The following is a 23,125-nucleotide window of genomic DNA, read 5'->3' on the forward strand; positions in this document are numbered from 1 at the left end:
GGGCAAGCAAGTGGAAGAGACTGTGCAGTACGCCGGTGCCACGGGCTTGCTCGGCAGCGTCTGGCTGCTGGTGGCGATCCCGCTGGTCAGCGCGGCCATCCTGCTGCTGCTCGGCCGGCGGGCCGACCGCTGGGGGCACTGGTTGGGCGTCGCCGCCATCGGTGCCGCGTTCGTGCTCGGCCTGACCTTCTTCTTCCAGCTGCGCGGCCTGGAGAACAAGTCGGTCGAGCTGAGCCTCTGGGACTTCATCGCGGTCGGTGACCTGCGGGTCGACTTCGGCCTGCTGTTCGATCCGCTGGCCGCGGTCTTCGTGCTCCTGATCACCGGCGTGGGCTTCCTGATCCACCTGTACGCCGTGGAGTACATGGCGCACGACGCGGGCCGCCGCCGGTTCTTCGCGTACTTCAACCTGTTCGTCGCGGCCATGCTGCTGCTGGTGCTCGGCAACAACTACGTGATGCTGTACTTCGGTTGGGAGGGCGTCGGTCTGGCGTCGTACCTGCTGATCTCCTTCTGGTACGAGCGGCCGAGCGCCGCCACCGCCGGTAAGAAGGCGTTCCTGATGAACCGGGTCGGCGACGCCGGCCTGGCCATCGGCATCTTCATCATGTTCGCCACCCTGGGCACCACCCAGTACGACGAGGTGTTCAACGGCGTCGGTGCGCTGGCCGGCCCGACCGTGCTGGTGCTCGGCCTGCTGCTGCTGCTCGGCGCGACCGGCAAGTCCGGCCAGTTCCCGCTGCAGGCGTGGCTGCCGGACGCGATGGAGGGCCCCACTCCGGTGTCGGCGCTCATCCACGCCGCCACCATGGTCACCGCGGGCGTCTACCTGATCGCCCGGTCCAACCCGATCTTCTCCGCCAACTCGACGCTCCAGCTCGTGGTGGTCAGCGTCGGCGCGCTCACCCTGCTGATCGGCTGCATCATCGGCGCGGCCAAGGACGACATCAAGCGGGTGCTCGCCTGGTCGACGGTGAGCCAGATCGGCTACATGTTCCTCGGCGTGGGCCTGGGTGGCGGGGCGTACGCGCTGGCCATCGTGCACCTGCTGGCGCACGGCTTCTTCAAGGCCAACATGTTCCTGGGCGCCGGCTCGGTCATGCACGGGATGAAGGACCAGGTGGACATCCGCCGCTTCGGCGGGCTGTCGAAGTACATGAAGATCACCTGGTTGACCTTCATGATGGGCTGGCTGGCCATCATCGGCATGTTCCCGTTCTCCGGCTTCTTCTCCAAGGAGCCGATCATCGTGGCCGCCTTCGAGCGGGCGGACTGGACCGCCTGGCTCTTCGGCGGGGCGGCGCTGCTCGGCGCCGGGCTGACCGCGTTCTACATGACCCGGCTCTTCGTGCTCACCTTCCACGGCCCGAAGCGGTGGACCGAGGACATCGAGCACCCGCACGAGTCGCCCGCACTGATGACCATCCCGCTGGTCCTGCTGGCGGTCGGCTCGGTCGGCGCCGGCTTCCTGCTCGCGACGTCGGTGCCGGACTGGCTGACGGCGACGGCCGGGCTGGGCGCCCACGAGGAGGCGCACGAGGCGGTCCTCTCGCACGCCGTGATCACCGTGCTCTCGCTGCTGGTCACCGTGCTCGGTGCCGGGCTGGCCTGGTTCCTGTTCCGGGCCGGTACGGCCACCGCGCCGCAGCCGGCAGGCGTGCTGGTCACCGCCGCCCGGCGGAACCTCTACACCGACGCGGTGAACGAGGCGGTCTTCGAGAAGCCCGGCATCTTCCTCACCCGGGCGCTGGTCTTCCTCGACAACCGGGGCGTCGACGGGTTGGTCAACGGGCTCGCCGCCGCGGTCGGCGGCGGTTCGGGCCGGCTCCGGCGGCTGCAGACCGGCTTCGTCCGCTCGTACGCCACCTCGATCCTGGCCGGTGCGCTGCTGGTGATGGCGGCGTTCCTGGCGGTGCAGGCCGGGTGGTTGGCGTGATCGACCTCTTTCCGGCCGCCCCCGCCGGCGGACCACGCAGTGACGACGGAGGTAAGGCCGCATAATGTCCAACTTCCCGTTCCTCTCGGTGCTCACCGTGGCGCCGCTGGTCGGCGCCCTGGTGGTGGCGTTCCTGCCGCGCCACCGGCCGGAGCTGGCCAAGCAGGTGGCGTTCGCCTGGTCGCTGCTGGTGCTGGTGCTCTCGGTGGTGATGTGGGTCAGCTTCAATGCCGGCGGTGACCGCTTCCAGTTCCGCGAGTCGTACTCGTGGATCCCGAACTGGGGTGTCAGCTTCACCTTCGCCGCCGACGGCATCGCGCTGGTGATGCTGATGCTGATCGCGGTGCTGGTTCCGCTGGTGATCCTGGCGTCCTGGCACGACGCGGAGTCGTCGAAGCGGTCGGTGCCCGTCTACTTCGCACTGCTGCTGGTCCTCGAGTGCACGATGATCGGCGTCTTCGCCGCCGCCGACGTCTTCCTGTTCTACGTGTTCTTCGAGGTCATGCTGGTGCCGATGTACTTCCTGATCGGCAGCTACGGCGGCCACCAGCGGCAGTACGCGGCGGTGAAGTTCTTCCTCTACTCGCTCGTCGGCGGCCTGTTCATGCTGGCCGCGGTGATCGGGCTGTGGGTGGTCGGCGGGAAGACCTTCGACTGGCAGGCGCTGTCGCAGGTCGACATCAGCACCGGCACCGAGCGCTGGCTGTTCCTCGGCTTCTTCCTCGCGTTCGCCATCAAGGCACCGTTCTTCCCGTTCCACACCTGGCTGCCGGACGCCGGTGGCGCCGCACCGGCGGGCGCCGCGGCGCTGCTGGTCGGCGTGCTGGACAAGGTCGGCACGTTCGGCATCCTGCGCTACTGCCTGCCGCTGTTCCCCGAGGCGTCGAAGTGGTTCGCGCCGTGGGCGTTGGCGTTGGGCGTGATCGGCATCGTCTACGCCGCGCTGCTGGCGGTCGGCCAGAACGACCTCAAGCGGCTGGTGTCGTACACCTCGATCGCGCACTTCGGCTTCATCGGGGTGGGCATCTTCGCCTTCACCACCCAGGCCGGCACCGGCGCGGTGCTCTACATGCTCAACCACGGCCTGGCCACCGGCCTGCTCTTCCTGGTGGTGGGCATGCTGATCACCCGGCGCGGCTCGGCCCTGATCAGTGACTTCGGTGGTGCCGGCAAGCTGGTCCCGGTGCTCGCCGGGGTGCTCTTCTTCGCCGGTCTCGCCTCGCTCGCGCTGCCCGGCACCGCGCCGTTCATCTCCGAGTTCCTGGTGCTGATCGGCACCTTCACGGTGAACAAGCCGGTCGCGGTCATCGCCACACTCGGCATCATCCTGGCCGCCGCGTACGTGCTGTGGATGGTGCAGCGCACCACCCAGGGAACGCTCAACCCGGCACTGACCGAGGTCGACGGCATGCGTCGGGACCTCAACCTGCGCGAGAAGGTCGTGGTCGCCCCGCTGATCGCGCTGATCGTGCTGCTCGGCTTCTACCCCAAGCCGGTCACTGACGTGATCAACCCCGCCGTCCAGGCGACCATGGACGACATCGGCAGGACCGACCCCGCCCCGTCGGTGGGCACCGTCCAGGAGGCGGCAAAGTGACCGAGTTGAAACTGCCGTCGCTCAACTACGCGGCGCTCGCCCCGATCATGATCATGCTGGGCGTCGCCCTGCTCGGCGTGCTGGTCGAGGCCTTCGTCCCCCGGCGCCTGCGGCACGTCGTGCAGCTGACGCTGGCCCTGCTGGCCGTCCTCGCCGCGCTGACCATGGTGGTCCTCAACGCCGACGACCGGATCATCACCGCCGGCCAGGCCCTCGCGGTGGACGGACCGACGCTCTTCCTCCAGGGCGCGATCCTGGTGCTGGCCGCGATGGCGCTGCTGCTGATCGGTGACCGCTCGGTGGAGCGCGGCGGGGCGTTCGTCGCCCAGGCCGCGGTGACCGCCGAGTCGGCCGACGACCGGCGGCAGGCCGAGGGGCGCAACGGCCTCACCGAGGTCTACCCGCTCACCACGTTCGCGATCGGCGGCATGCTGATCTTCGTGGCGGCGAACGACCTGCTGACGATGTTCATCGCGCTGGAAGTCTTCTCGCTGCCGCTGTACCTGCTCTGCGCGCTGGCTCGTCGCCGGCGGCTGCTGAGCCAGGAGGCGGCGATGAAGTACTTCCTGCTCGGCGCGTACGCCTCGGCGTTCTTCCTGTTCGGCGTGGCCCTGATCTACGGCTTCACCGCCGGCATTCCGGGCCGCGTGGCCGGGGTCGACTTCGCCACCATCAACGCGGCGGTGACCGAGTCGCCGGCCAGCCCGGTGCTGCTCTTCGCCGGCATGGCGCTGCTCGCCATCGGCCTGCTCTTCAAGGCCGCGGCGGCCCCGTTCCACGTGTGGACGCCGGACGTCTACCAGGGCGCGCCGACCCCGGTCACCGGCTTCATGGCCGCCTGCACCAAGGTCGCCGCGTTCGGCGCGCTGCTGCGCGTCTTCCACGTCGCGTTCGCCGGCGCCGCCTGGGACTTCACTCCGGTGCTCGGCGCGGTGGCGGTGCTGACCATGCTGGTCGGCGCGGTGCTCGCGGTGACCCAGACCGACATCAAGCGGCTGCTCGCGTACTCCTCGATCGCCAACGCCGGCTACCTGCTGGTCGGCGTGCTGGCGCCGGGCCGGGAAGGGCTCGCCGGCACCATGTTCTACCTGGTCGCGTACGGCTTCTCGGTGCTCGCCGCGTTTGCCGTGGTGACCCTCGTCCGGGACGACGACGGGGAGGCCACCCACCTGTCCCGCTGGGCCGGGCTGGGCCGGCGCTCGCCGTTCTTCGCCGGGCTGTTCACGTTCATCCTGCTGGCCTTCGCCGGCATCCCGCTGACCAGCGGCTTCATGAGCAAGTTCGCGGTCTTCGGTGCGGCGCTGGACGGCGGCCAGGCCTGGCTGGTGATCGCCGGTGTGCTGACCAGCATGGTGCTGGCCTTCCCGTACCTGCGGGTCGTGGTGATGATGTGGCTCTCCGAGCCGGGCGAGTCCACGCCGACCGTCACCGTGCCCGGCGGCCTCACCTCCGCCGCGCTGATGATCGGCGTGCTGGCCACCCTGGTGCTGGGCATCGCCCCGGCGCCGCTGCTCGACCTGGCCACCGGAGCCGCCGACTTCGTGCGATGACCAGAGCCTCGGCAACCCGGGGGCCGGCACGCGTTCGCGTGCCGGCCCCCGGTGCGTATCCCCCGCCCGGAGCAGGTAGAACGGGTGTGGCATGGTTGATGCGTGGTGATTCCGGCTGGCGAGCGTTCAGGTGCCACCGGCTCCGGCGGTCGGCGGGGTCGGGCGAGCACGAGTCAGTTCGGCGCGCTCGGCCTCCATCTCGCCGATCCCCGCGTCGAGGCGTCCGTGCTGGGCCTGCTGGACGGGGTCGAGGTCGAGCTGCGGGCCAGTGTGGCCAGTGCCGACCCGTTCGTCACCGAGGCCGCCCGGCACCTCGTCGAGGCCGGCGGCAAGCGGTTCCGGCCGCTGCTGGTGGCGCTGGGCGCCCAGTTCGGTGACCCCACAAGCCCGCAGGTGGTCCCGGCGGCGGTGGTGATGGAGCTCACCCACCTGGCCACTCTGTACCACGACGACGTGATGGACGAGGCGGCCGTGCGGCGGGGCGCGCCGAGCGCGAACTCCCGCTGGACCAACTCGGTGGCCATCCTGGTCGGTGACTACCTCTTCGCCCGGGCCGCGGACATCGCGGCCGACCTGGGCCCGGACGCGGTCCGGTTGCAGGCGCGGACCTTCGCCCGACTGGTGCACGGCCAGATCGCGGAGACCGTCGGGCCGCGCGCCGGCGACGACCCGGTCGCGCATTACCTGCACGTGATCGCCGAGAAGACGGGCTCCCTGATCGCCACGTCGGCCCGGTTCGGCGGCCTGTTCGGCGGCGCCTGCACCGAGCACGTCGAGGCGCTGGCCGGGTACGGCGAGACGATCGGCGTCGCCTTCCAGCTCTCCGACGACCTGCTGGACATCGCCTCCGAGTCGGTGCAGTCGGGCAAGACGCCCGGCACGGACCTGCGCGAGGGTGTCCCCACACTGCCGGTGCTCTACGCCCGCGCGGCGGGCGACTTCGACGCGTCCTCGATGCGGCTGCGGGAGATCCTGGCGACCGGCCCGCTGACCGACGACGCGCTGCACGCCGAGGCGCTGGGGCTGCTCCGGGAGAGTCCGGCGCTCAAGCGTGCCCGGGAGACCGTGCGCAGCTACGCCGAGGACGCTCGCGCGCGCCTCGCCCCGCTGCCGGCCGGCCCGTCCCGCCGCGCCCTCGAGTCGCTCTGCGACTACATCGCCGACCGCACCAGCTGATCTCCGGCTCGACCCGCCCCGGCGGCGATGCGGGTCAGCAGGCGGCTGCCGACGAGCATCAGAGCGGCGGCGAGCAGCATGGACACCGCCGCCGTGGTCCACATCGTTGGGTAGCCGAGGTGGGCGGCGAGCGGGCCGAGGCTCAGTGGGCCGAGACAGCCGCCCGCGTACACCCCGGTCTGGGTGATCGAGGTGGCGGCGGCTGGGGCCTGCGGGTGGAGCCGGACCACCGCGAAGTTCACCAGGCCGGGCCAGGCCCAGCCCAGGCCGAAACCGAGCACCACGCCGGCCACCAGCGGCACCGCGCCGGTCAGCGCGAGCAGGCCCAGCCCGCCGGCGCCGACCACCAGCATCGCGGCGATGAGCGCGATGTGGCCGCTGGCGCGGCGGTCGGCCAGCCAGCCGGCACCGACCCGGGCGGCCACGCAGACCGCGCTGCCCAGGGTCAGCGTCAGACCGGCGAGGCCCGGTGAGAGCCCCCGGGCGGCCGCCGAGTCCACCAGGAAGGTGCCCAGCGCGTTGGCTGCGGCCGCGGCCAGCGTCGCCGCCACACCGATCACGACCAGGGCGACCGTGGCCCGGCCAGCACGCGTGGCGCCGGCCCGTCGGGCCCGGCCGGGCAGCTGCCGAGGTACGGCGGGCAGCGTCGTCAGCGCCGCACCGGCGGCGGCCACGAACGCCCAGCGCCAGCCGGCGGTGAGCGCGATGGTGGGCACCGCCGCCCCGGCTAGCAGGGTGGAGACCGGGATGGCCGCCTGCTTGACGCCGAACGACAGCCCCTGCCGACGGGTCGGAACATGCTGCGCCAGCGCGGCGTTGCTGGCCAACTGCCCGAGGGCGTTCGCGGCGGCGCTGAGCGCCAGCAGCCCGACCAGCACGGGGTACGACCGGGCGAGCACCGCCACGGCGAGCATCGACCCGGCGGCCAGCACGATGCCGCAGCGGGCCACCACGGTCGGCCCGTACCGCTCGACCAGGCGGCCGGAGGGCACCGAGGCCAGCGCGCTGACCCCGAAGTAGACGGCCACGGCCAGGCCCAGGCCGGCCGGGGAGAACCCGAGGTCCGCGCCCATCTGCACGGCGAGGCCACCGAGCAGGAAGACGGGCAGCACGCAGGCCACGGTGGTGAGGACAGCACCGGCGCTGGCCCGGATCGGGCGGGTCCGGGCGGTGTCCGGGGCGGAGGTGAGGGTGGTGTCGTTCATCGTCCGGCAAACCTACGCGAGTGGCGCTCGGACCACTCCCGGTGACCGTCGGTGCACGACCCGTGGATGGTGATCTGGCATCCTCGACCCGAACAGGCATTTCGCACCCGGCCTGTTTTTCATATGGTGTAAGTCCCCGGCGGCGGAGGTGGTTGTGCGCGACCCCTTGGCAGAACCTTCGGACCTGATTCGCAGCGTGTCCCGAGCACTGCGGGTGCTGGAGTCGGTCGGTCGCGCCCCGAAGGGCCTGACGGTCAAGCAGATCGCCCGGCGGTGCGAGCTGACCGTGGCCACCACGTACCACCTGGTCCGCACCCTGGCCTACGAGGGCTACGTGATCCGTCGAGAGGACGGCACGTACATCGTGGGGTTGGAGGTGGCCGACCGCTACCGGGAGCTGGTGACCGCCTTCCGGGGGCCGCCGGCGGTCGGTGAGACGCTGCGGCGGGCCGCCGCGGACACCGGCTACAGCCACTACCTGGGACGCTTCGTCGGTGGCCAGGTCGCCATCACGGCGGTCGCCGAGGGGCCCCGGTCGCCCTACCTGGAAGACCTGGTCCCCGGCTTCGACGAGGGGGCGCACGCCACCGCCCTCGGCAAGTCCCTACTCGCCACCCTCACCGCCGAACAACGCTTCCGCTACCTCCGGGAGTACGGCATGCGGCCGTTCACCACCGCGACGTTGACCAGCACCGAGACGTTCGAGGCCGACATCGCCGCCGGCGACCGGCGCGGGATGCAGTTGGAGCTGGGTCAGTTCCGCCAGGGGGTGGCCTGTGCGTCGGTGCTGGTCACGCCGGACAAGGACATGGAACGCCGGGTCGTGCTCGCCTGCGCGCTGCCGGCCAGCGAGATGATGACCTCCGCCCGGGTGGTCCGGGCCAAGCTGCTCACGGTGGCCCGCGCCGTCGCCGACGGCATCGCCACCGACCACTGACACGGATGCCGAGAGGCCCTCTCCCAGGCTGGGAGAGGGCCTCTCGTGGCGGTCCAGCGCCGGACCGCCGGAGCAACGTCAGCTGCCCACCGGGCCGCCGTCCAGGCGCCAGGTGACCACCACACCCGGCTTGGCGTAGTCGCCGTCGGGCCAGTTGGAGGCCGGGTTCTCCACCGAGGCCCCGGTGATCTCACCCGGGTGCTGCACGGCGACGAAGACCGAGCGGTTGTCGCCGGTGATGAACGGGCCGCAGGTCTCCGCGCCGATCGGCACGGTGAGGAACTGCTTGAGGTGGCCGCGCTCCGGGCCCTCCACCGCGGTGGCGAAGAGGCCGTCGTTGCTGCCCAGCGCGTTGCCGTCCGTGGAGATCCACAAGTTGCCGGTGGCGTCGAAGGCGACGTTGTCCGGGCAGGAGATCGGGGAGACCCTGGTCCTGTCGTACCCGGCGAAGAACGTCGACGGGTCGGTCGGGTCACCGCAGACGATCGGCAGCGACCAGGCGAACGTCTCGGCGGTGTTGTCGCCGCCGTCCTCGACCAGCTCCAGGATCTGCCCGTGCTTGTTGGCGTTTCGCGGGTTCGCCTCGTCGGCCTTCGGGTTGCTGCCGACGCCCCGGTTGGTGTTGTTCGTCAGCGCCACGTACACCTTGCCGGTGAGCAGGCTCGGCTCGACGTCCTCGGGGCGGTCCATCTTGGTCGCGCCGACCTTGTCGCCGGCGAGCCGGGTGAAGGTGAGCACGTCCGCGGCGGTCATCCCGGCGACGAACGAACGGTTGCCGCTGACCAGCTTGATCCAGCGGCCCCGGCCGTCGAACGCGCCGTCGGCGGGAAGCTCGCCCGAGCCGTCGATCTCGGCTGCGCTGGTCTGGTCCAGCTTCGCCACGTACAGGGTGCCGGACTCCAACAGCGTCAGGTTGTGCTTGCGGGCGGCCCAGGAGTTGCCCTTCATGAACTTGTTGTCCGAGACGAACTTGTACAGGTAGTCGAACCGCTCGTCGTCGCCCATGTACGCGACCACGCGGCCGTCCTTCGCCACGATCACGTTCGCGCCCTCGTGCTTGAACCGGCCCATCGCGGTGTGCTTGCGCGGGCGGCTCTCCGGGTCGAACGGGTCGATCTCGACGATCCAGCCGAACCGGTGCGCCTCGTTGGGGTGCCTGGCCAGGTCGAAGCGCTCGTCGGCGCGCTCCCATTTGCGGCTGCCGCTCGGGTAGCGGGACGCCGTGCTGATGCCGTACCGGTCCAGCTTCGGCTTCAGCTCCGCCGGTGCCCCGTCGGCGCCGACGAAGTACTGGTTGAAGTTCTCCTCGCCGGAGAGCACCGTGCCCCACGGGGTCACGCCGCCCGCGCAGTTGTTCAGCGTGCCGACGACCGTACGGCCCCTGGGGTCGGCGGCGGTCTTCAGCCAGGCCGAGCCGGCAGCCGGGCCGGTCAGGTCGAACTTGGTGCCGAGCGCGGTGACCCGGCGGTTGTACGGCCGGCGGCCGTTGTCGACCGGCTTCCACTGCCCGGTGCCGGCGACCCGCTCGATCTCCACCACGGACATGCCGTGCGCGGCCATCGCGGTGCGCAGCTGCTCCACCGACAGCCCGTCCAGGCCCGGGAAGCCCGGGAACATCAGGTCCTCGTTGGTGTACTCGTGGTTGACCACGAGCAGCGCCCGGTTGCCCCGCTTGTCCAGCGGTAGCACGCCCACGAAGTCGTTGTTGTAGCCGAACTGCTTCGACTGCGCGGCGGCGGTCTGCTCGTGCACGTTGAACTCGGGCGCGCCCGGCACAACCGGGTCGCCCCACTTGATGACCACGGCGTGGTCGTACCCGTTCGGCACGACCAGGGTGTCCAACTTGTTCGGCGGGATCGGCTTGAAGGTCAGCGCCCCGCTGCCGACACCGGTGCTGGCGCGTCCGAAACCGAACGCCTCCGGGACGTCCGGGATGGCCGGGGCGGCCATGGCCGGCGACGCACCGGCCAGCGCACCGGCCGCCGCACCACCGAAGCCGAGGACCAGCGCCCCGACCGCGCCGACCCGGACCACGCCGCGCCGTGAGACCTCCGCGTTCACCACGTCACCGAAGTACGCGTTGTCGGAGGTGTTCGGGACCGGGTGGTCACAGGCGTTTCCGCAGCGGTAGAGACAGGTCATGGCGTCACGGCTGCCGTGGCGGGTCGCGCCCAACAGCGGGAGCAGCCGGGGACGGTCGCTCATGGAGGAGCCTCCTGGGAGGGTCGGTGGCACGCGGGATCAGTCGTTGGCCGGGCGTACCTGCCGGACGCTAGGAGGACGCGGTGAGCGGTCGTCGGCCGCGATGTGAACCAGGCGTGAACACCTCTGTGGGCGCCGGCCGCGCGCAACCGGTCTGACCTCGGGCTGAACCGATCGGCATGACCGCACGTATTCACGAGCGAACGCACCGCCGGACGCGCGCCGGGAAGCGAGGAGACCGCCATCAGCGACCACGACGCCCAACTGCTGCGCGCGCTGCACGAGGAGCACGCGGAGGCGCTGTACGCACACGCCCTCCGGCTGGTCAACGGGGACCGGCAGCGGGCTGAGGACCTGGTGCAGGAGACGCTGCTGCGGGCCTGGCGGCACCCGGAGTCGCTCGATCCGCGACGCGGGTCGGTGCGGGCCTGGCTCTTCACCACCGCCCGCAACCTCGCCATCGACGCCTGGCGGCGGCGGTCCACCCGGGTCGGTGAGGTTTTCACCGACGAGATGCCCGAACCGCCGGAGGTGGTCGACGAGGCCGAACGCGCCGTGGAGGCGTGGACCGTCGCCGAGGCGCTCAACCGGCTCAGCCCGACCCACCGCGAGGTGCTAGTCGAGTGCTTCTACCAGGGGCGGTCGGTGGCCGAGGCGGCATCCCGGCTGGGCGTGCCACCGGGCACCGTGAAGTCCCGCACCCACTACGCGCTGCGGTCACTACGGTTGGTCCTGGCTGAGATGGGAGTGACGGGATGACCCGGTGCGAGTTCGCGCACGACGACGGCGCGTACGTGCTGGGAGCCCTGGCCCCCGCCGAGCGGGCGGCCTACGAGCGGCACCTCGCCGGCTGCGCCTCCTGCCGGGACGCGGTCGCCGAGATCGCCGTCCTGCCCGGGCTGCTCGGTCGCCTCGACCCCGCGGGTCTGGAGCAGTTCCTGCCGCCGCCGACCGCGCCCCGGGTGCCCGCGCTGCTCGAGGAGGCCAAGGCCCGCCGCCGTCGCGAGCGGTGGGCGACCCGCCGACGGTACGCGCTGACCGGGCTGGTCGCCGCCGCGCTGGCGCTGGTGGTCGGCGTGGGCGCCGCCACGGTGCTGCGCGGCACCCCGGGCGTCCCGGGGACCCCCGAGCCGCAGGTGTCGATGGTCGCCATGCGACCGGTGGCCAGCGCCGGGCCGGTGCACGCCGAGATCGGGCTGACCGGCACCGACTGGGGCACCGAGGTGACCATGCGCTGCGGGTACGACCCGCGGACCGGCTACGGCAAGGCGTACACCTTCCGGTTGGTGGCACGGGGCCCCGACGGCGCCACTGAGCAGATCGGCTCCTGGCTGGCCGCGCCGGGCGACGCCCTCCAGTTCACCGGCGCGACCCGGTTCACCGACGCCGAGCTGGTCAGCGTCGAACTTCAACGCGCCGACGGCACCCCGGTCCTGTCCTACGCCGTCCCCTAACCCGCCCCGTCCCTCCTGCCTTCCGCGGTCCCGCCCCCCTCTCCGCCGCGATCTTGCACTTGCTGCCGAGACGTAAGGGGCATACCGGGCATTCTGGCGACCGGAACTGCAAGATCGCGGGGCCGGGCCGGGCCGGGCGGGGGCGGGGCGTGCGGGGCGGTCAGACATCCCAGGCGCTTGGATGTCAAGCAGCGACGGGTTGGGCCCGGTGCGACCAGGCGGTTGTCTGGTCGTAGAGGGTGGCGGTTTTGAGGCAGCCGTGGAGGATGCCGACGAGGCGGTTACCGATCTGCCGTAGCGCGGCGTTGTGGCCGATGTCGCGGGCGCGCAGCTCGTCGTAGTAGGCGCGGACCGCGGGGTCGTGCAGGATCGCGGCGCCGGCTTGTGTGTGCAGGGCGTCGACGAGCCGGTCGTTGTGCACGATGCGGGCGTGGACGGTCTTGGACTTGCCGGACTGACGGGTGATGGGTGCGGTGCCGGCGTAGTTCTTGCGGGCTTTGGCGTCGGCGTAGCGCCCTGGTGCGTCGCCGAACTCTGCGAGCACCCGGGCGCCGAGGATCACGCCGATGCCGGGTTGGCTGCGGTAGACCTCAGCGTCCGGGTGCTGGCCAAAATGCGCCTCGACCTGGCCTTGCATGGCCCGGATCTGAGCGTTGAGGGTCTGTAGGATCGCGACGGTGGCGCCGATGGTGCCCGCGTAGGCGGCGGTGACGACCTCGGGTTGGCGCAGGTGCGCGGTGCGCAGTGCCCGCTGGATCGTGGCGGCCTTGTCTGCGATCGGGCGGCGGCGGGCCCGCTTGAGAACCGTGCTGATCTGGGTGAGGGTGAGCGTGGCCGCCTGGTCCGGGGTGGGTGCCTTGGCCAGCAGTTCGAGGGTGTCGACCCCGGTCAGTGTCAGCGGCTGGTAGGCATCCAGCGCGGCGGGGAAGTACTCCCGCAGCGCCGCGCGTAGCCGCAGCATGTGACGGGTGCGTTCCCAGATCAGCGTCTGGTGCGCCCGGGACACCACCTTGACCGCCTCGGCGAGGTCGGAATCGGCGGCCACTGGACGCAGCTGATGACGGCGGGTCCGGACCATGTCAGCCAAGGCGTGCGCATCGCCTTTGTCGCTCTTGGCCCCCGACAGCGACACCAACTCCCGATGCCGCGCGGCCTGCTTCGGGTTCACCCCGAACACCTGGTAGCCGGCCGCGACCAGCGCCCGCACCCACGGCCCACGATCAGTCTCGATGCACACCACCACCTGAGCAGGCTCGGCGTCATCAGCCAGGAACCCGGCGACCAGCTCATGCAAGCGGGCCATCCCGTCCACACCCTCGGGCAGCCGCGCCGTGCGCATCACCCGCCCGTGCTGGTCCTGCACCTCCACATCGTGATGATCTTCCGCCCAGTCGTCACCGACGAACAGCACACCCGCCTCCGTTCCACCGCAACTCCGTCAGCAGCCCGCGGGAGAACTCAGCGCCCTAATGGACCAGTGCTCACGCCGACCCCGGCGGGCACGACATCCCATCAGCCGTCCATCTCCCGACCACGGACAAGGGCACGGTCTGACCCTAGGACTCACCGGTCCAGGGGGTGGGAGTGCTCACTCGTCCGCGGCTACCGGACATCGAGTCTGCCTCCCGGCTGACCCGACGCCTCCCATTAGGGGGTGGGGATGGGGGTGCGGGGGGTGGTCGCGCGGGTACGGGTCCGGTGGGACTGGCGGACGGCGTCGGCGGTGAAGACGACGAGGGCGAGCCAGACCAGCGCGAAGCCGGCGAGGCGGGCCGGTGGCATCGGCTCGTGGAAGATCAGCACACCGCAGCCGAGCTGGAGGATCGGTGCCAGGTACTGGATCATGCCGAGGCTGCTCAGCGGCAACCGGTTGGCGGCCCCGGCGAAGAGCAGCAGCGGGATCGCGGTGGCCGCGCCGGCCAGCACCAGCAGCGCGGTGTGCCCGGCCGAGACGTGCCCGAAGGTCGACTCGGCGCGCCGGGTCAGCCAGGCCAGGTAGCCCAGCGCGGGCAGCGCCAGCACCGCCGACTCGACGAAGAGCCCCTCCGCGGCGGGCAGCCCGAGCCGCTTCTTGACCAGGCCGTAGCCGGCGAAGCTGAACGCCAGGGTCAGGGCCAGCCAGGGCAGCCGGCCGTAGTCCACGGTGAGCACCGCGACCGCCGACGCGCCGATGCCCAGCGCCACCCACTGCGCCGGGCGCAGCCGCTCCCGCAGCACCGTCACCCCGAGCAGCACCACCACCAGTGGGTTGATGAAGTAGCCGAGCGCGGTCTCCACCACCCGGTCCGAGTTGACTCCGTAGATGTAGGTGCCCCAGTTGATCGCGATCAGCGCGGCGGCGGCGACGATCCCGGCCATCGCCCAGGGCCGGCGCAGCAACGCCCGCAGGAAGCCGACGTTGCGTAACGCGGCCAGCAGCAGGGCCACGAAGACCACCGACCAGACGATCCGGTGGGCGAGGATCTCGAGCGGGCCGGCCGGTCGGAGCAGCTTGAGATAGAGCGGAAAGAAGCCCCAGAGCAGGTACGCGCCGAGGCCGTAGAGGTATCCCAGGCGGAGTGGCGTCACCGCTCCACCGTAAGGGGTGAATCTCCGCCTTGCTCCTTTCCGGTGACCGGGGTCACCGGGGGCCGACGATCGAGCTGCATCCACCGCTCCGGAACGTCCAGCGGCGTGAAGCCCACCCGTGCGTACACCTCGTGCGCGTCGTTGGTGCACAGCAGGATCCGGCGTACGCCCAGCTCGCCCAGGTGGTCGCGGACGGAGGCGGCCAGCCAGCCGCCCAACCCGTGACCCCGGGCGGGGCGGTCCACGTACACGTCACAGAGCCAGGCGAAGGTGGCGCCGTCGGTGACCACCCGGGCCACCGCCACCTGGCGGCCGTCCCCGGGCCGGTAGACGCCGAACGGCAGCGAGCCGGCGAACGCCCGGACGACCGTCTCCCGGTCCCGGCCCAGTGCCCAGTACGCGTCGGTGGACAGCCACCGGTGCACCCGGTCCAGATCGAGCCGGGCGGGATCGGTGCTGAGCAGGTGGCCGTCGGAGCGGGTCAGCGAGAACACCCCGCGACGCTAGCCGCCGGGGTCGGCCCCCGCGCCGGCCAATTCCCGAACTCTGGTCACCGGAACGCCCGGGCTCCGGCCACGGCCGGGGCCCGGGCGTTCCGGGTCGATCCTGGTCGGCTGTCGGTCAGTCCCGGTCGAGGATGGCGCCGAGAACCCAGGTCACGATGCTGACGAACAGCGCGCCCAGCACGGCGGCCGGCCAGAAGCCGTCCACCTCGAACGGTAGCCCCGCCTGGTCGGCGATCCAGCTCGTGAGCAGGAACAGCAGCCCGTTCACCACCAGCGCGATGAGCCCGAGGGTCAGCAGGTAGAAGCCACAACCGACGGTCTTGATGATCGGCTGGAGCACCGCGTTGACCACACCGAAGATCGCCGCCACCAGGATCAGCGTGGTGACGGTCTCGGTGGCGGAGGACGACTCCAGAGTGATGCCCGGAATGAGGAGTGTGGCCAGCCAGAAGGCCAGCGCCGTGGTGGCCAGCCGAATCAGCAGCCCTTTCAGAAAACCCATGGCGGGGATCGTGCCACGGACCGGGCACCGGCGTAACCCGCCGATGGACGATCGGAACGGTTCAGCCTCGCGCGGGTCGTCCGATGAGCTGCGCCTCGATCGGGGTGGGGGAGAGCAGCGCCCAGCGCAGCGCGCGCCGGTTCACCACGGCCACCATGTCGTCCCGGATCCGCGTCAACCACTCGGCCGAGCCGCCCAGCCCGAGCGCGGTGCCGGCCAGCGCGGCCTCGGTGGCGTCCAGCGGTTGCAGTACCGCCAGGTCGGCCCGGGTCAGCGCGTCCACGTCCGCCGGGGTGAGCTCGTCCCGGACCACCAGGGTGGCCCGCCAGGGCGGGCCCGGCTCGGTGTCGGCCGGCACCGGCCCGGCGTCGACGACCAGCAGCAACGGCCGAAGCGCCGTGCCCACCCCGTCGGCGACCGGCCGACCCGGCGGAATCAGCGGGATCGTCCCGCCCGGCGCGCCCACGCCCCGGACGAACGGTTCCCAGGCGCGGGGGCGTCCGGTCTGGACAACCACCAGTGCGCCCAGCGCCATCGCGCGCAGTGCCACCAACTGGGCGGCACGCACCCCGCCGACCAGCAGTACCCGGGTGCTCTCCGGCCGGAACAGCCGAACGGTGACCGCCCCACCGTGCCGGTTCGTGCCGACCATCATCCCCGCCTCGCCCAGGGGCAGCTCCCAGTCGTCCAGCGCCGGCCGCGACTGTCCTGCGGGGGTCGCGAGCGCCAGCGGCAGCGTGCCGGCCAGCCCGGCCAGGTGCGCGCCGTCGAGCCGGCTCAGCTCCCCACCCAGGCCGGTCACCAACCGGTCCAGCGCCTCGGCGGCCGCGGTCAGCTCCGTTGCCGTTCCGGCTGCCAGGCGTACGGTCAGCTCGGTCGGCACCCGGGTCGCGCCGCTGACCGGCGGCGGGCCCGCGCAGAGCGACACCGTCGTCGCGGTCGCCGGCAGCGCGAGCAGCCGTGGCACCAGCCGGCGCGCTCCCGCACCGTCGGCGTCCGGCCACCGGATCAGCCGGAAGGTGGCCTGGACCAGAGCGCCGGACCGGAGCACCGGCCAGGACTCCCGCACCGGATGGCCGTCGTGGTGGGCCAGTTCGCTCAGGACGCGCAGCGCCGCCGGCACGCCGAGCGGCCGGGCGGTCAGCGGCCCGATCCGGCGGACGATCCGGCGTAGCGTGCCGGCGAGCACCCGACGTAGGTCCTCCTCCGACCAGCCGTCCACCCGCAGCACCCGGACCGCGAGCACCGCCCGCTCCCGCCCGGCGAGCCGCCCGTCTGTGAGCTGCCGGTACGACGTGCCGACCGTGCCGCCCGCCGCCGGCACCGGCGCCGGTGTCCCGGCGAGCAGTAGTTGGATCCGCAGCGGCGGCACGTCCGGCCCGACCGGCGGCAGCAGCGCGGACGGCCCGGGGACGGTCCGGGCCGCGTCGCCGAGCAGGTCGCCGGGATCGCCGAGCTCCAGCAGCGCCACCATGCCGTCGGTGTCCTCCAGCACCGCGGCCGGCCCTCCGGAGAGTTCCGTCGAGCGGACCATGGTGCCGGGGGCGACCAGGTCGAGCAGCTCGGCCGGGCCGGCCGGCCCGGCCAGCGCGCGGCGTCGGGTCAGGTGCCCGGCGGCGGTGCCCAGCCATTCGAAGAGCCACCGCCCCCGGACCCGGACCCAGGCGGTCGCCATCAGCAGCACCGCCGCCAGCAGGGCCGCGAGGGTGACCGGCGTGCCCCGGCCCAGGGCGGCGAGCACGAGCGCCACCGCGACCTGCCCGGTGACCAGTTGGCCGGCGCGCACCCCGGTGCCCCCGCGTCTGCCGGGCGAGGCCCAGCGGGCGACCGGTGTCGGGCGGTCGGGGGTGCCCCGCTCGGAGAACCCGGGAGCGGTGTCGGCGGGCCGGCCGCGCCCGGTCGCCCGCGGCGCAACGCCTGGCCCGGTCGCTGGCGCGACTACGCCTGGCCCCGTCGTCGGCGCGACTACGCCGGGCCCGGTCGCCGGCTGCGGCCCTCCGGTGGTTGTCGCCGGCACCGCGCCTCCTCGAGCAGTGTGGACCGTGCCGGGCGGTCGGCCGCTCCCGCGGCCCGTCACGCGCCGCGACGTGGCTGCGACACATCGTAAGCGACCGATGTCGGTCGTGGTTGTCCACAGGGGAGACGCGGGGGGGTAGCAGAACCGCTACCGGGCCGCTACCGTCAGCCACGAAGTTCTTCGCTGACCCGCGTTCACCGTGCTCAACGACCCGGGCCACGCGAGCTGCGCGCCCCCAGGGTGGGCGCGTCGACGGCCAGTCACGACCGAGGAAACGAGGTGACGTCCGGGTGTCCCAGACCCAGGCAGAAGCCGCGGTGATGCAGCAGAGCGCCGCGAAGTTCGAGCAGGTGGACCAGTCGTTGCAGTCCATGCTGACCGGCCTGTTGGCCGAGCTGGAGGTGTTGCAGCACGCCTGGCGCGGCGCCGGCGGGCGGTCGTTCGAGCAGGTCAAGCAGCAGTGGTCACAGGACCAGGCAGCTCTGCACCGGGCGCTGCGGGAGACCGCCGGGGCGATCCGCACCGCCGGCCGGCAGTACGACGTCTCGGACGACGAGTCGGCCAGCCGGGTGGCCGGCACCAACCGCGGCGGCATCCAGCTGCCGCTCTGACCCCCACTCGGGAGGGAGATCCGATGGACCACGGTGTGCTGGTCGTCAACTTCGCTGCGCTTCAGCAGGCCGGCGCGGACATCCAGAAGGCGCTGAACACGCTCGACTCGCAGCTCGGCCAGCTCGAACGGGACGCCGCGCCCCTGGTGGCGAGCTGGACGGGCGAGGCCCGGCAGGCGTATGAGCAGCGCCAGGCGCGGTGGCGGTCCGCCTCGCAGGACCTCCAGGCGATGCTGCGCGACATCAAGCTGGCGGTGAACGACTCCGCCGCCGACTATCTGGACACCGAGAAGAAGAACACCGGGCTGTTCCAGTGATGTAGGGCGTTCAGAAGTGTCGGTCGCCCGAGGTGGGCCGGGAGCGCTGACCGTGTCCGGGTCGGCGCCCCGGTCGCGCCTGATCGGGGAGCGCGGCAGTCGGGTGCCGGTGTCAGGCCGGGTCGGCCGGCCGCCAGCGTCGGCGGGCAGCTCGGCGCAGCACCAGGGCGAGCAGCCCCACCGTGACCGCCGTCGTGCCGATCACCGCGCCGACCAGCAGGGCCTGGTCCCGGGCCGTCGCCCGACGGGCCTGGCGCGCGACCAGCGCCGGATCGGCCCGGTCGTCGGCGAGCGCGGCGACAGCCCGAGGGCCGGCCGGTTGCCCGCCACCGGTCTCGGTGACCGCCCGGTACGGGTTCAGCACGCCAGCGCCGTACCCACCGCCCGCGCCGGGCGCCGGATCGGTGGTGGCGACGATCCGCGCCGCCACCTGGGCGGCGGTCAGCTCGGGCCGGTACTGGCGCAGCAGCGCCGCGGTGGCGGCCACGAACGGCGCCGCGTAGCTGGTGCCATCGACCCGGTGGTGGCCCTGACCGGGCGCGGCGGTCAGCACCTCGCTGCCCGGTGCGACACGTCCGCGTCGTGGTCCACGGCCCAGCGGATGGCCCGGGCGAACTCGCGGGCGCTGACCGTACGCCCCGACTCCCGCCCCTGCACCACCTGCTGCTCACTCACCCGCACCGGCAGAATCCGGGCACCCGGTGCCAGGCCGTGGAAGGCGACGCCGGGTCGGGGTGCTGCCGCGATGATGCTCGCCACGCCGGTGCCGTTACCGGCGCAGTCCCTGCGGCCGTCCCCGCCGGCGTCGAGGAGGTCGGTGCCGGCCAGCACCCGCCCGGCCAGTTGAGGGTGCACCCGGTCGACCCCGGAGTCGACCACCGCCACGGTCACCCCGGTGCCGTTGGCCAGCGGCGCGAGCCGCGCGGGGTCGTACCGCTGCTGCGGCCAGGGCAGGGCCGCGACCGGCCGCACGGGGGCGAGTGCGGTCGCGCAGGCCGGAGCCGTCCGGAGCGCGGCATTGCCCGCGCCGGCCGGCACCACCGCGCCGGTCAGCAGGGTCGCCGCCAGCCCTGCCAGGACCGGGCGCGCAATCGACCGGGACATCGACGGCCTCCGTATGGTGTCGGCTCCGGGACGGGATGTTATCGCCTCACCGGCGCCCCGGCAGACCGCCGACGGCCAGCCATTGTGATCTTGATACCACCTTGTAGGTTGTACGCGATACCTGTGGCCTGTTCTCGGAAGGAGAGGTGGCCGTGACCGAATGGGAGCCGGCCACGGAGGCCGAGGTGGCGATGCGGGACGCGCTGCGCGCCAACGACCAGGAGCTGTACTTCCGGCTCCTGTCCCGCACCGATCTGCTGTTGCCGGTCTCCGCGCCAGCACTGCCCGGTCAGGCACCCCCCGGCTGGGGCACCTGGACCACCGGCGGCCGGACCCACGTCCTTGCCTTCACCTCCGCTGCCGCGCTGCGGACCTGCCTCGGCGAGCATGCCGGCAGCAATCGGCGCATCCCGTTCACCGACCTCGCGGTCGGCTGGCCCAACCACGAGTGGTGGCTCGCGGTCAATCCGGGGTTGCCCGTCGAGGGTTACCTGCCGGCCTGGTTCGTCGCCCAGCTGTCCCGGGGTGACGTCCGGCTGCCCGGCCGCGCCATGGGTGCCCGCGCCCGGCTGGAGCGCGCGGAAACCCTCGCCCGGTCCAGGACCGGTGTGGCCGGCCGCGACGTCTCGACCTCCACCGGGTCCACGTCGTCCGGGTCCGACCCGGTGGCGACCCCGCCCGGGCGTCCCGCACCGACGCGGGGCGCGGTGCCCCGGGTGGGCGCTCCGATGGCGCCCGGCACGTCGTCCCGGACGCCCGGCCCCGGTGAAGTGTCGCGGCGATCCGGCGGAGAGGACATGCCCGCCGCCGGTCAGCGGTACCCGACCGGCCCGCCCCGACCCGGCGGTCCGGGCGCCGAGTCCGTACCCAGCACGAGCCGGCCCGCCGCGTCCCGATTCGCGCCTTTGAAGCCCGCCGACCACCCCGGTGCCGTCCCGGCCGACCAGCCGGCTCCCGGCCCGGGCTGGCCGCCTGCGAGTCGGCCGGGCGCCGACGCCGACGGCCCGGCCGCCGGCAACGGCAGCGCCCAGGGTGGCCGGCGCTCCTTCTTCGAACCCGCGTCCGACCGGGACCGGGCGGCCGGCCCGACCTCGGGTGGGGGCCGACCCGGCGACCGCGCGGCGCCGCCGTCCCGGTTCGGGCGGGGCAGCCAGCCCTTTCCGCGCCGCCGTCCGGCCGACGAACCGGCCGGCGATGGCGCGACGGTGGCCTTTCCGATGCCGGATCCGGACGCCACCCGGCCGCTGCGGTCGCCGGCCGGTGACCTGGGGGCGTCCAGAGGAGTACGAGCACCGGCGCCGGATGACGAGACCACCCAGCCCCTGCCGCCCCGTCGGCCGGCCCCGCCTGCGGAGCAGCCCACCCGCGCCTTCCGGTCGCCCGGTCGGGCCACTGGCGAGCCACCGCTGACCCGGGCCGGGCAGCCCGATCCCTCCGCGGACGAGACCCAGGCGATCCCGCGCGGCCGGCCCGGCGATCCGGGCCGGTTCGAGCCGGCGGAGGAGCTGCCCGCGTCCATCGCGGAACCGGTCTCCGGCCCGCCCGCGCCGCGCCGTGGCTTCACGCCCATCGTCATCGAGGGCACCATCATCGAGTCCCGCGACCTCACCGACCCGGCTGGGGCGAGCAGCGAGGCCGGGCAGCCGGGCTCGCAGCCGGCCACCCCGCCGTCGTTCGTCCCTCCCACTTCCGGTACGCAGTCCGCCGCCCCGCCGTCGTTCGGTCCACCGTCTTCCAGCCCGCCCTCGTTCGGCCCGGGGCCCTACGGTCCGCCGCCCTCCGGTGCGCGTCCGTTCGCCCCGGCGGAGGCCGGTCCGGGCGGCTTTGGTCCGGCGGACGCCGCGCCGGGTGGTGTGCGCGCCGACGACCTGGTCGGTGTCCGCCCCGCGGGGGGAGATCGCGCGGACCTCGGCGGTCCACCGGTCGACATCAACGGCACGGATCAGGCCGGCAGTGACGTCACGGATGAGCAGGTCAGCCCCGGCCTCGGCAGCCAACCGCCTCGGGCGGACAGCGGCGCGGAGCCGGCGCGGTCGGACTCCGACGACATGGTGCACCGCGCGGCCGGCGACGGGCAGCACGGTCCCGCCGAGGGTTCGGTGCCGGTCGAGTTCCTGCCCGCCAACACGGTCGAGGAGGACCTGCTCGGCGCAGCCAGCGCCGGCAGCACGGACACGTTCCTGTCCACCCTGCTGCTGGCCCGGGTGCTGCTGCCCGCGGCACCGGACTCGGTGCGCGGCAGCCGCCCGGGCGACCCGGGTTTCGTCTGGCGTACCGAGCAGTTGGATGGCGAGACGTACGTGGTGGTCTACACCTCGCCGGAGCGTCTCGCCGACCACGCCGAGGGCGATGTCGACATCGTCCGGGTGAAGTTCGCCCAACTGATCCGGCGTTGGCCGGACGAGGACTGGTCGTTCGCCGTCAACCCGGGCACGCCGGTCGGTGCGAAGCTGCCCGGCGAGCAGATCGTCGCGCTGGCCAACTGGGCGGCGGAGGTGGGGCTCGGCGACGACCTGGAGGTGGACCCGGAGGAGCCGCCGGTCGTGGCGGAGCCAGCGGCCCGCCCCCGGTACGCCCCGGCGGCGGTCGACCCGGCCCGACCGACCGTGATGCAGAAGGCGATCGCGCCCAGCCAGCTCGCGTACTACCTGGACCGGGGGTACGACCGGGTGTCCGGCTTCGTGCACCGGGCCGGTGAGCTGGCACACCTGACCACGCCGGCTCAGTTGTACGACGCGCTGGGCCTCAGCTACCCGGGTTCGCCGTTCGCCCGCGACGCCGAGGAGATCTACGTGCTGCGCTGGCCGGCGCACCGGCCGAGCCTCTACCGGATTCCCTACGGGGGTCAGAACGAGCCGGCGATGCGCGCGATGGAGGGCTGGGTCATCGAGCGCCCGCCGTTCCGGGGCAACGGCTTCGCACCGGGCGAGAGCAGCGACGTGGTGGCGGAGTTCAAGGTGGACAGCGCGCGGCTGCCGTACGGCGCGCAACTATGGCGGATCGGCGCGGACGGCACCGAGCGGGTGGTTGCGGTGCTCGACACCGACGCGCTGCTGTGGCGACGGGTCGGTGAGGCGTGATGCGGGACGGCTACGTGGCCCGTTGGCAGGGTCGGGAATACCAGGCCAGCCCGGATGGCGACGACATCCGGCTCTACCAGCCGGAGCCGGGTGAGGGCTTCGAGGAGGTTCGCGCCGGCCGGTACGTGCGGGTGCTGCCGGCGAGCGAGATCGAGGACCTGGCGTACGTGCGGACCACCTGCACCTGGCAGGGGCAGCCGTTCATCGTGCTCGGCGAGCACGACGCCTGGCTGCGTGTGGAGTACACCGGTGGCCGCTGGCCGGTGGCCGAGGCGATGCGGCTGGAGGTGTTCGACTTCGGCGTCTACCAGGGCTGGGCGCCGGCCGCCGAGGTCAGCGACCTGCGGGAGCAGCGGGTCTGAC

General features: G+C 72.8%; 18 protein-coding genes and 1 pseudogene. 11 read left to right on the forward strand and 8 right to left on the reverse strand.

From position 1 onward, the window contains the following. Positions 1-10: 10 nt before the first annotated feature. From nuoL to BUS84_RS25010, 4 genes are all read left to right on the forward strand, one after another. Positions 11-1,936, forward strand: coding sequence for an NADH-quinone oxidoreductase subunit L (gene nuoL / locus BUS84_RS24995; protein WP_074316058.1), 1,926 nt, complete (start codon positions 11-13; stop codon positions 1,934-1,936). A gap of 64 nt (positions 1,937-2,000) precedes the next feature. After that, positions 2,001-3,533, forward strand: coding sequence for an NADH-quinone oxidoreductase subunit M (locus tag BUS84_RS25000; RefSeq protein WP_074316060.1), 1,533 nt, complete (start codon positions 2,001-2,003; stop codon positions 3,531-3,533). Continuing rightward, a complete protein-coding gene (gene nuoN, locus BUS84_RS25005) occupies positions 3,530-5,083 on the forward strand; it encodes an NADH-quinone oxidoreductase subunit NuoN (RefSeq protein WP_074316062.1) in 1,554 nt (517 codons plus the stop codon). The genes BUS84_RS25000 and nuoN overlap by 4 nt, the downstream gene beginning before the upstream one ends. Positions 5,084-5,185: 102 nt before the next feature. Continuing rightward, positions 5,186-6,259 (forward strand): polyprenyl synthetase family protein, encoded by a 1,074-nt coding sequence (locus tag BUS84_RS25010; protein WP_074316063.1) that lies wholly within the window; start codon positions 5,186-5,188, stop codon positions 6,257-6,259. Here the strand turns inward: BUS84_RS25010 and BUS84_RS25015 are convergent. Beyond that, complete coding sequence (locus BUS84_RS25015; RefSeq protein WP_074316064.1) at positions 6,235-7,464, reverse strand: MFS transporter; 1,230 nt, start codon at positions 7,462-7,464, stop codon at positions 6,235-6,237. The two genes, BUS84_RS25010 and BUS84_RS25015, sit on opposite strands and share 25 nt — an antisense overlap. A gap of 154 nt (positions 7,465-7,618) precedes the next feature. Between BUS84_RS25015 and BUS84_RS25020 the strand changes: the two genes are divergently transcribed. After that, a complete protein-coding gene (locus BUS84_RS25020; protein ID WP_074316066.1) occupies positions 7,619-8,401 on the forward strand; it encodes an IclR family transcriptional regulator in 783 nt (260 codons plus the stop codon). Between the two features lie 78 nt (positions 8,402-8,479). Here BUS84_RS25020 and BUS84_RS25025 read toward each other — a convergent pair whose 3' ends face one another. After that, the gene (locus BUS84_RS25025; protein ID WP_074316067.1) at positions 8,480-10,606 is read right to left on the reverse strand and encodes a PhoX family protein; all 2,127 of its coding nucleotides are present in this window, start codon (positions 10,604-10,606) and stop codon (positions 8,480-8,482) included. Between the two features lie 261 nt (positions 10,607-10,867). Between BUS84_RS25025 and BUS84_RS25030 the strand changes: the two genes are divergently transcribed. Together BUS84_RS25030 and BUS84_RS25035 are read left to right on the forward strand one after the other, a co-directional pair. After that, positions 10,868-11,362: a sigma-70 family RNA polymerase sigma factor gene (locus BUS84_RS25030; protein WP_244298900.1), complete on the forward strand. Its 495-nt coding sequence runs from the start codon at positions 10,868-10,870 to the stop codon at positions 11,360-11,362. Next, the gene (locus BUS84_RS25035; protein ID WP_074316070.1) at positions 11,359-12,057 is read left to right on the forward strand and encodes an anti-sigma factor family protein; all 699 of its coding nucleotides are present in this window, start codon (positions 11,359-11,361) and stop codon (positions 12,055-12,057) included. Before BUS84_RS25030 ends, BUS84_RS25035 begins: the two co-directional genes overlap by 4 nt. A 184-nt stretch (positions 12,058-12,241) precedes the next feature. Here BUS84_RS25035 and BUS84_RS25040 read toward each other — a convergent pair whose 3' ends face one another. The 5 genes from BUS84_RS25040 to eccE all read right to left on the reverse strand — a co-directional run bounded on the left by BUS84_RS25040 (position 12,242) and on the right by eccE (position 17,419). Continuing rightward, entirely contained in the window at positions 12,242-13,468 is a 1,227-nt protein-coding gene (locus BUS84_RS25040) for an IS110 family RNA-guided transposase (RefSeq protein WP_074316072.1), read from the reverse strand. A 236-nt stretch (positions 13,469-13,704) separates the two neighbouring features. Further along, positions 13,705-14,625: an EamA family transporter RarD gene (gene rarD, locus BUS84_RS25045; RefSeq protein ID WP_074316074.1), complete on the reverse strand. Its 921-nt coding sequence runs from the start codon at positions 14,623-14,625 to the stop codon at positions 13,705-13,707. After that, positions 14,622-15,119 carry a GNAT family N-acetyltransferase gene (locus tag BUS84_RS25050; protein ID WP_074316076.1) on the reverse strand — a complete coding sequence of 166 codons (498 nt, stop codon included), beginning with the start codon at positions 15,117-15,119 and terminating at the stop codon, positions 14,622-14,624. Before BUS84_RS25050 ends, rarD begins: the two co-directional genes overlap by 4 nt. A 127-nt stretch (positions 15,120-15,246) precedes the next feature. Beyond that, on the reverse strand, positions 15,247-15,633 hold the full coding sequence (locus BUS84_RS25055) for a phage holin family protein (protein WP_074316077.1): 387 nt from the start codon (positions 15,631-15,633) through the stop codon (positions 15,247-15,249). 61 nt (positions 15,634-15,694) lie between these two features. After that, entirely contained in the window at positions 15,695-17,419 is a 1,725-nt protein-coding gene (eccE, locus tag BUS84_RS25060) for a type VII secretion protein EccE (protein ID WP_143728501.1), read from the reverse strand. A gap of 521 nt (positions 17,420-17,940) precedes the next feature. On the opposite strand from eccE, the gene BUS84_RS25065 reads away from it, so the two are divergent. After that, complete coding sequence (locus tag BUS84_RS25065; RefSeq protein WP_074316080.1) at positions 17,941-18,261, forward strand: WXG100 family type VII secretion target; 321 nt, start codon at positions 17,941-17,943, stop codon at positions 18,259-18,261. A gap of 23 nt (positions 18,262-18,284) precedes the next feature. Further along, positions 18,285-18,578: a WXG100 family type VII secretion target gene (locus BUS84_RS25070; RefSeq protein ID WP_074316082.1), complete on the forward strand. Its 294-nt coding sequence runs from the start codon at positions 18,285-18,287 to the stop codon at positions 18,576-18,578. Positions 18,579-18,690: 112 nt separating this feature from the next. Here the strand turns inward: BUS84_RS25070 and BUS84_RS25075 are convergent. Further along, positions 18,691-19,682, reverse strand: a pseudogene (locus BUS84_RS25075) (S8 family serine peptidase). A 152-nt stretch (positions 19,683-19,834) separates the two neighbouring features. Here BUS84_RS25075 and BUS84_RS25080 point away from each other — a divergent pair. Together BUS84_RS25080 and BUS84_RS25085 are read left to right on the forward strand one after the other, a co-directional pair. Further along, positions 19,835-22,762, forward strand: coding sequence for an SseB family protein (locus tag BUS84_RS25080; RefSeq protein ID WP_074319091.1), 2,928 nt, complete (start codon positions 19,835-19,837; stop codon positions 22,760-22,762). Continuing rightward, on the forward strand, positions 22,759-23,124 hold the full coding sequence (locus tag BUS84_RS25085; protein ID WP_074316084.1) for a hypothetical protein: 366 nt from the start codon (positions 22,759-22,761) through the stop codon (positions 23,122-23,124). The genes BUS84_RS25080 and BUS84_RS25085 overlap by 4 nt, the downstream gene beginning before the upstream one ends. Position 23,125 lies beyond the last annotated feature (1 nt).

This window comes from Micromonospora cremea (genome assembly GCF_900143515.1).
Taxonomy (GTDB): domain Bacteria; phylum Actinomycetota; class Actinomycetes; order Mycobacteriales; family Micromonosporaceae; genus Micromonospora; species Micromonospora cremea.

Excerpts from the sequence above, each read along its gene's own strand:
- BUS84_RS25055 (WP_074316077.1), bottom strand. The coding sequence starts at position 15,633 with ATGGGTTTTCTGAAAGGGCTGCTGATTCGGCTGGCCACCACGGCGCTG.
- BUS84_RS25025 (WP_074316067.1), bottom strand. The coding sequence starts at position 10,606 with ATGAGCGACCGTCCCCGGCTGCTCCCGCTGTTGGGCGCGACCCGCCAC.
- BUS84_RS25035 (WP_074316070.1), top strand. The coding sequence starts at position 11,359 with ATGACCCGGTGCGAGTTCGCGCACGACGACGGCGCGTACGTGCTGGGA.
- BUS84_RS25015 (WP_074316064.1), bottom strand. The coding sequence starts at position 7,464 with ATGAACGACACCACCCTCACCTCCGCCCCGGACACCGCCCGGACCCGC.
- BUS84_RS25070 (WP_074316082.1), top strand. The coding sequence starts at position 18,285 with ATGGACCACGGTGTGCTGGTCGTCAACTTCGCTGCGCTTCAGCAGGCC.
- BUS84_RS25000 (WP_074316060.1), top strand. The coding sequence starts at position 2,001 with ATGTCCAACTTCCCGTTCCTCTCGGTGCTCACCGTGGCGCCGCTGGTC.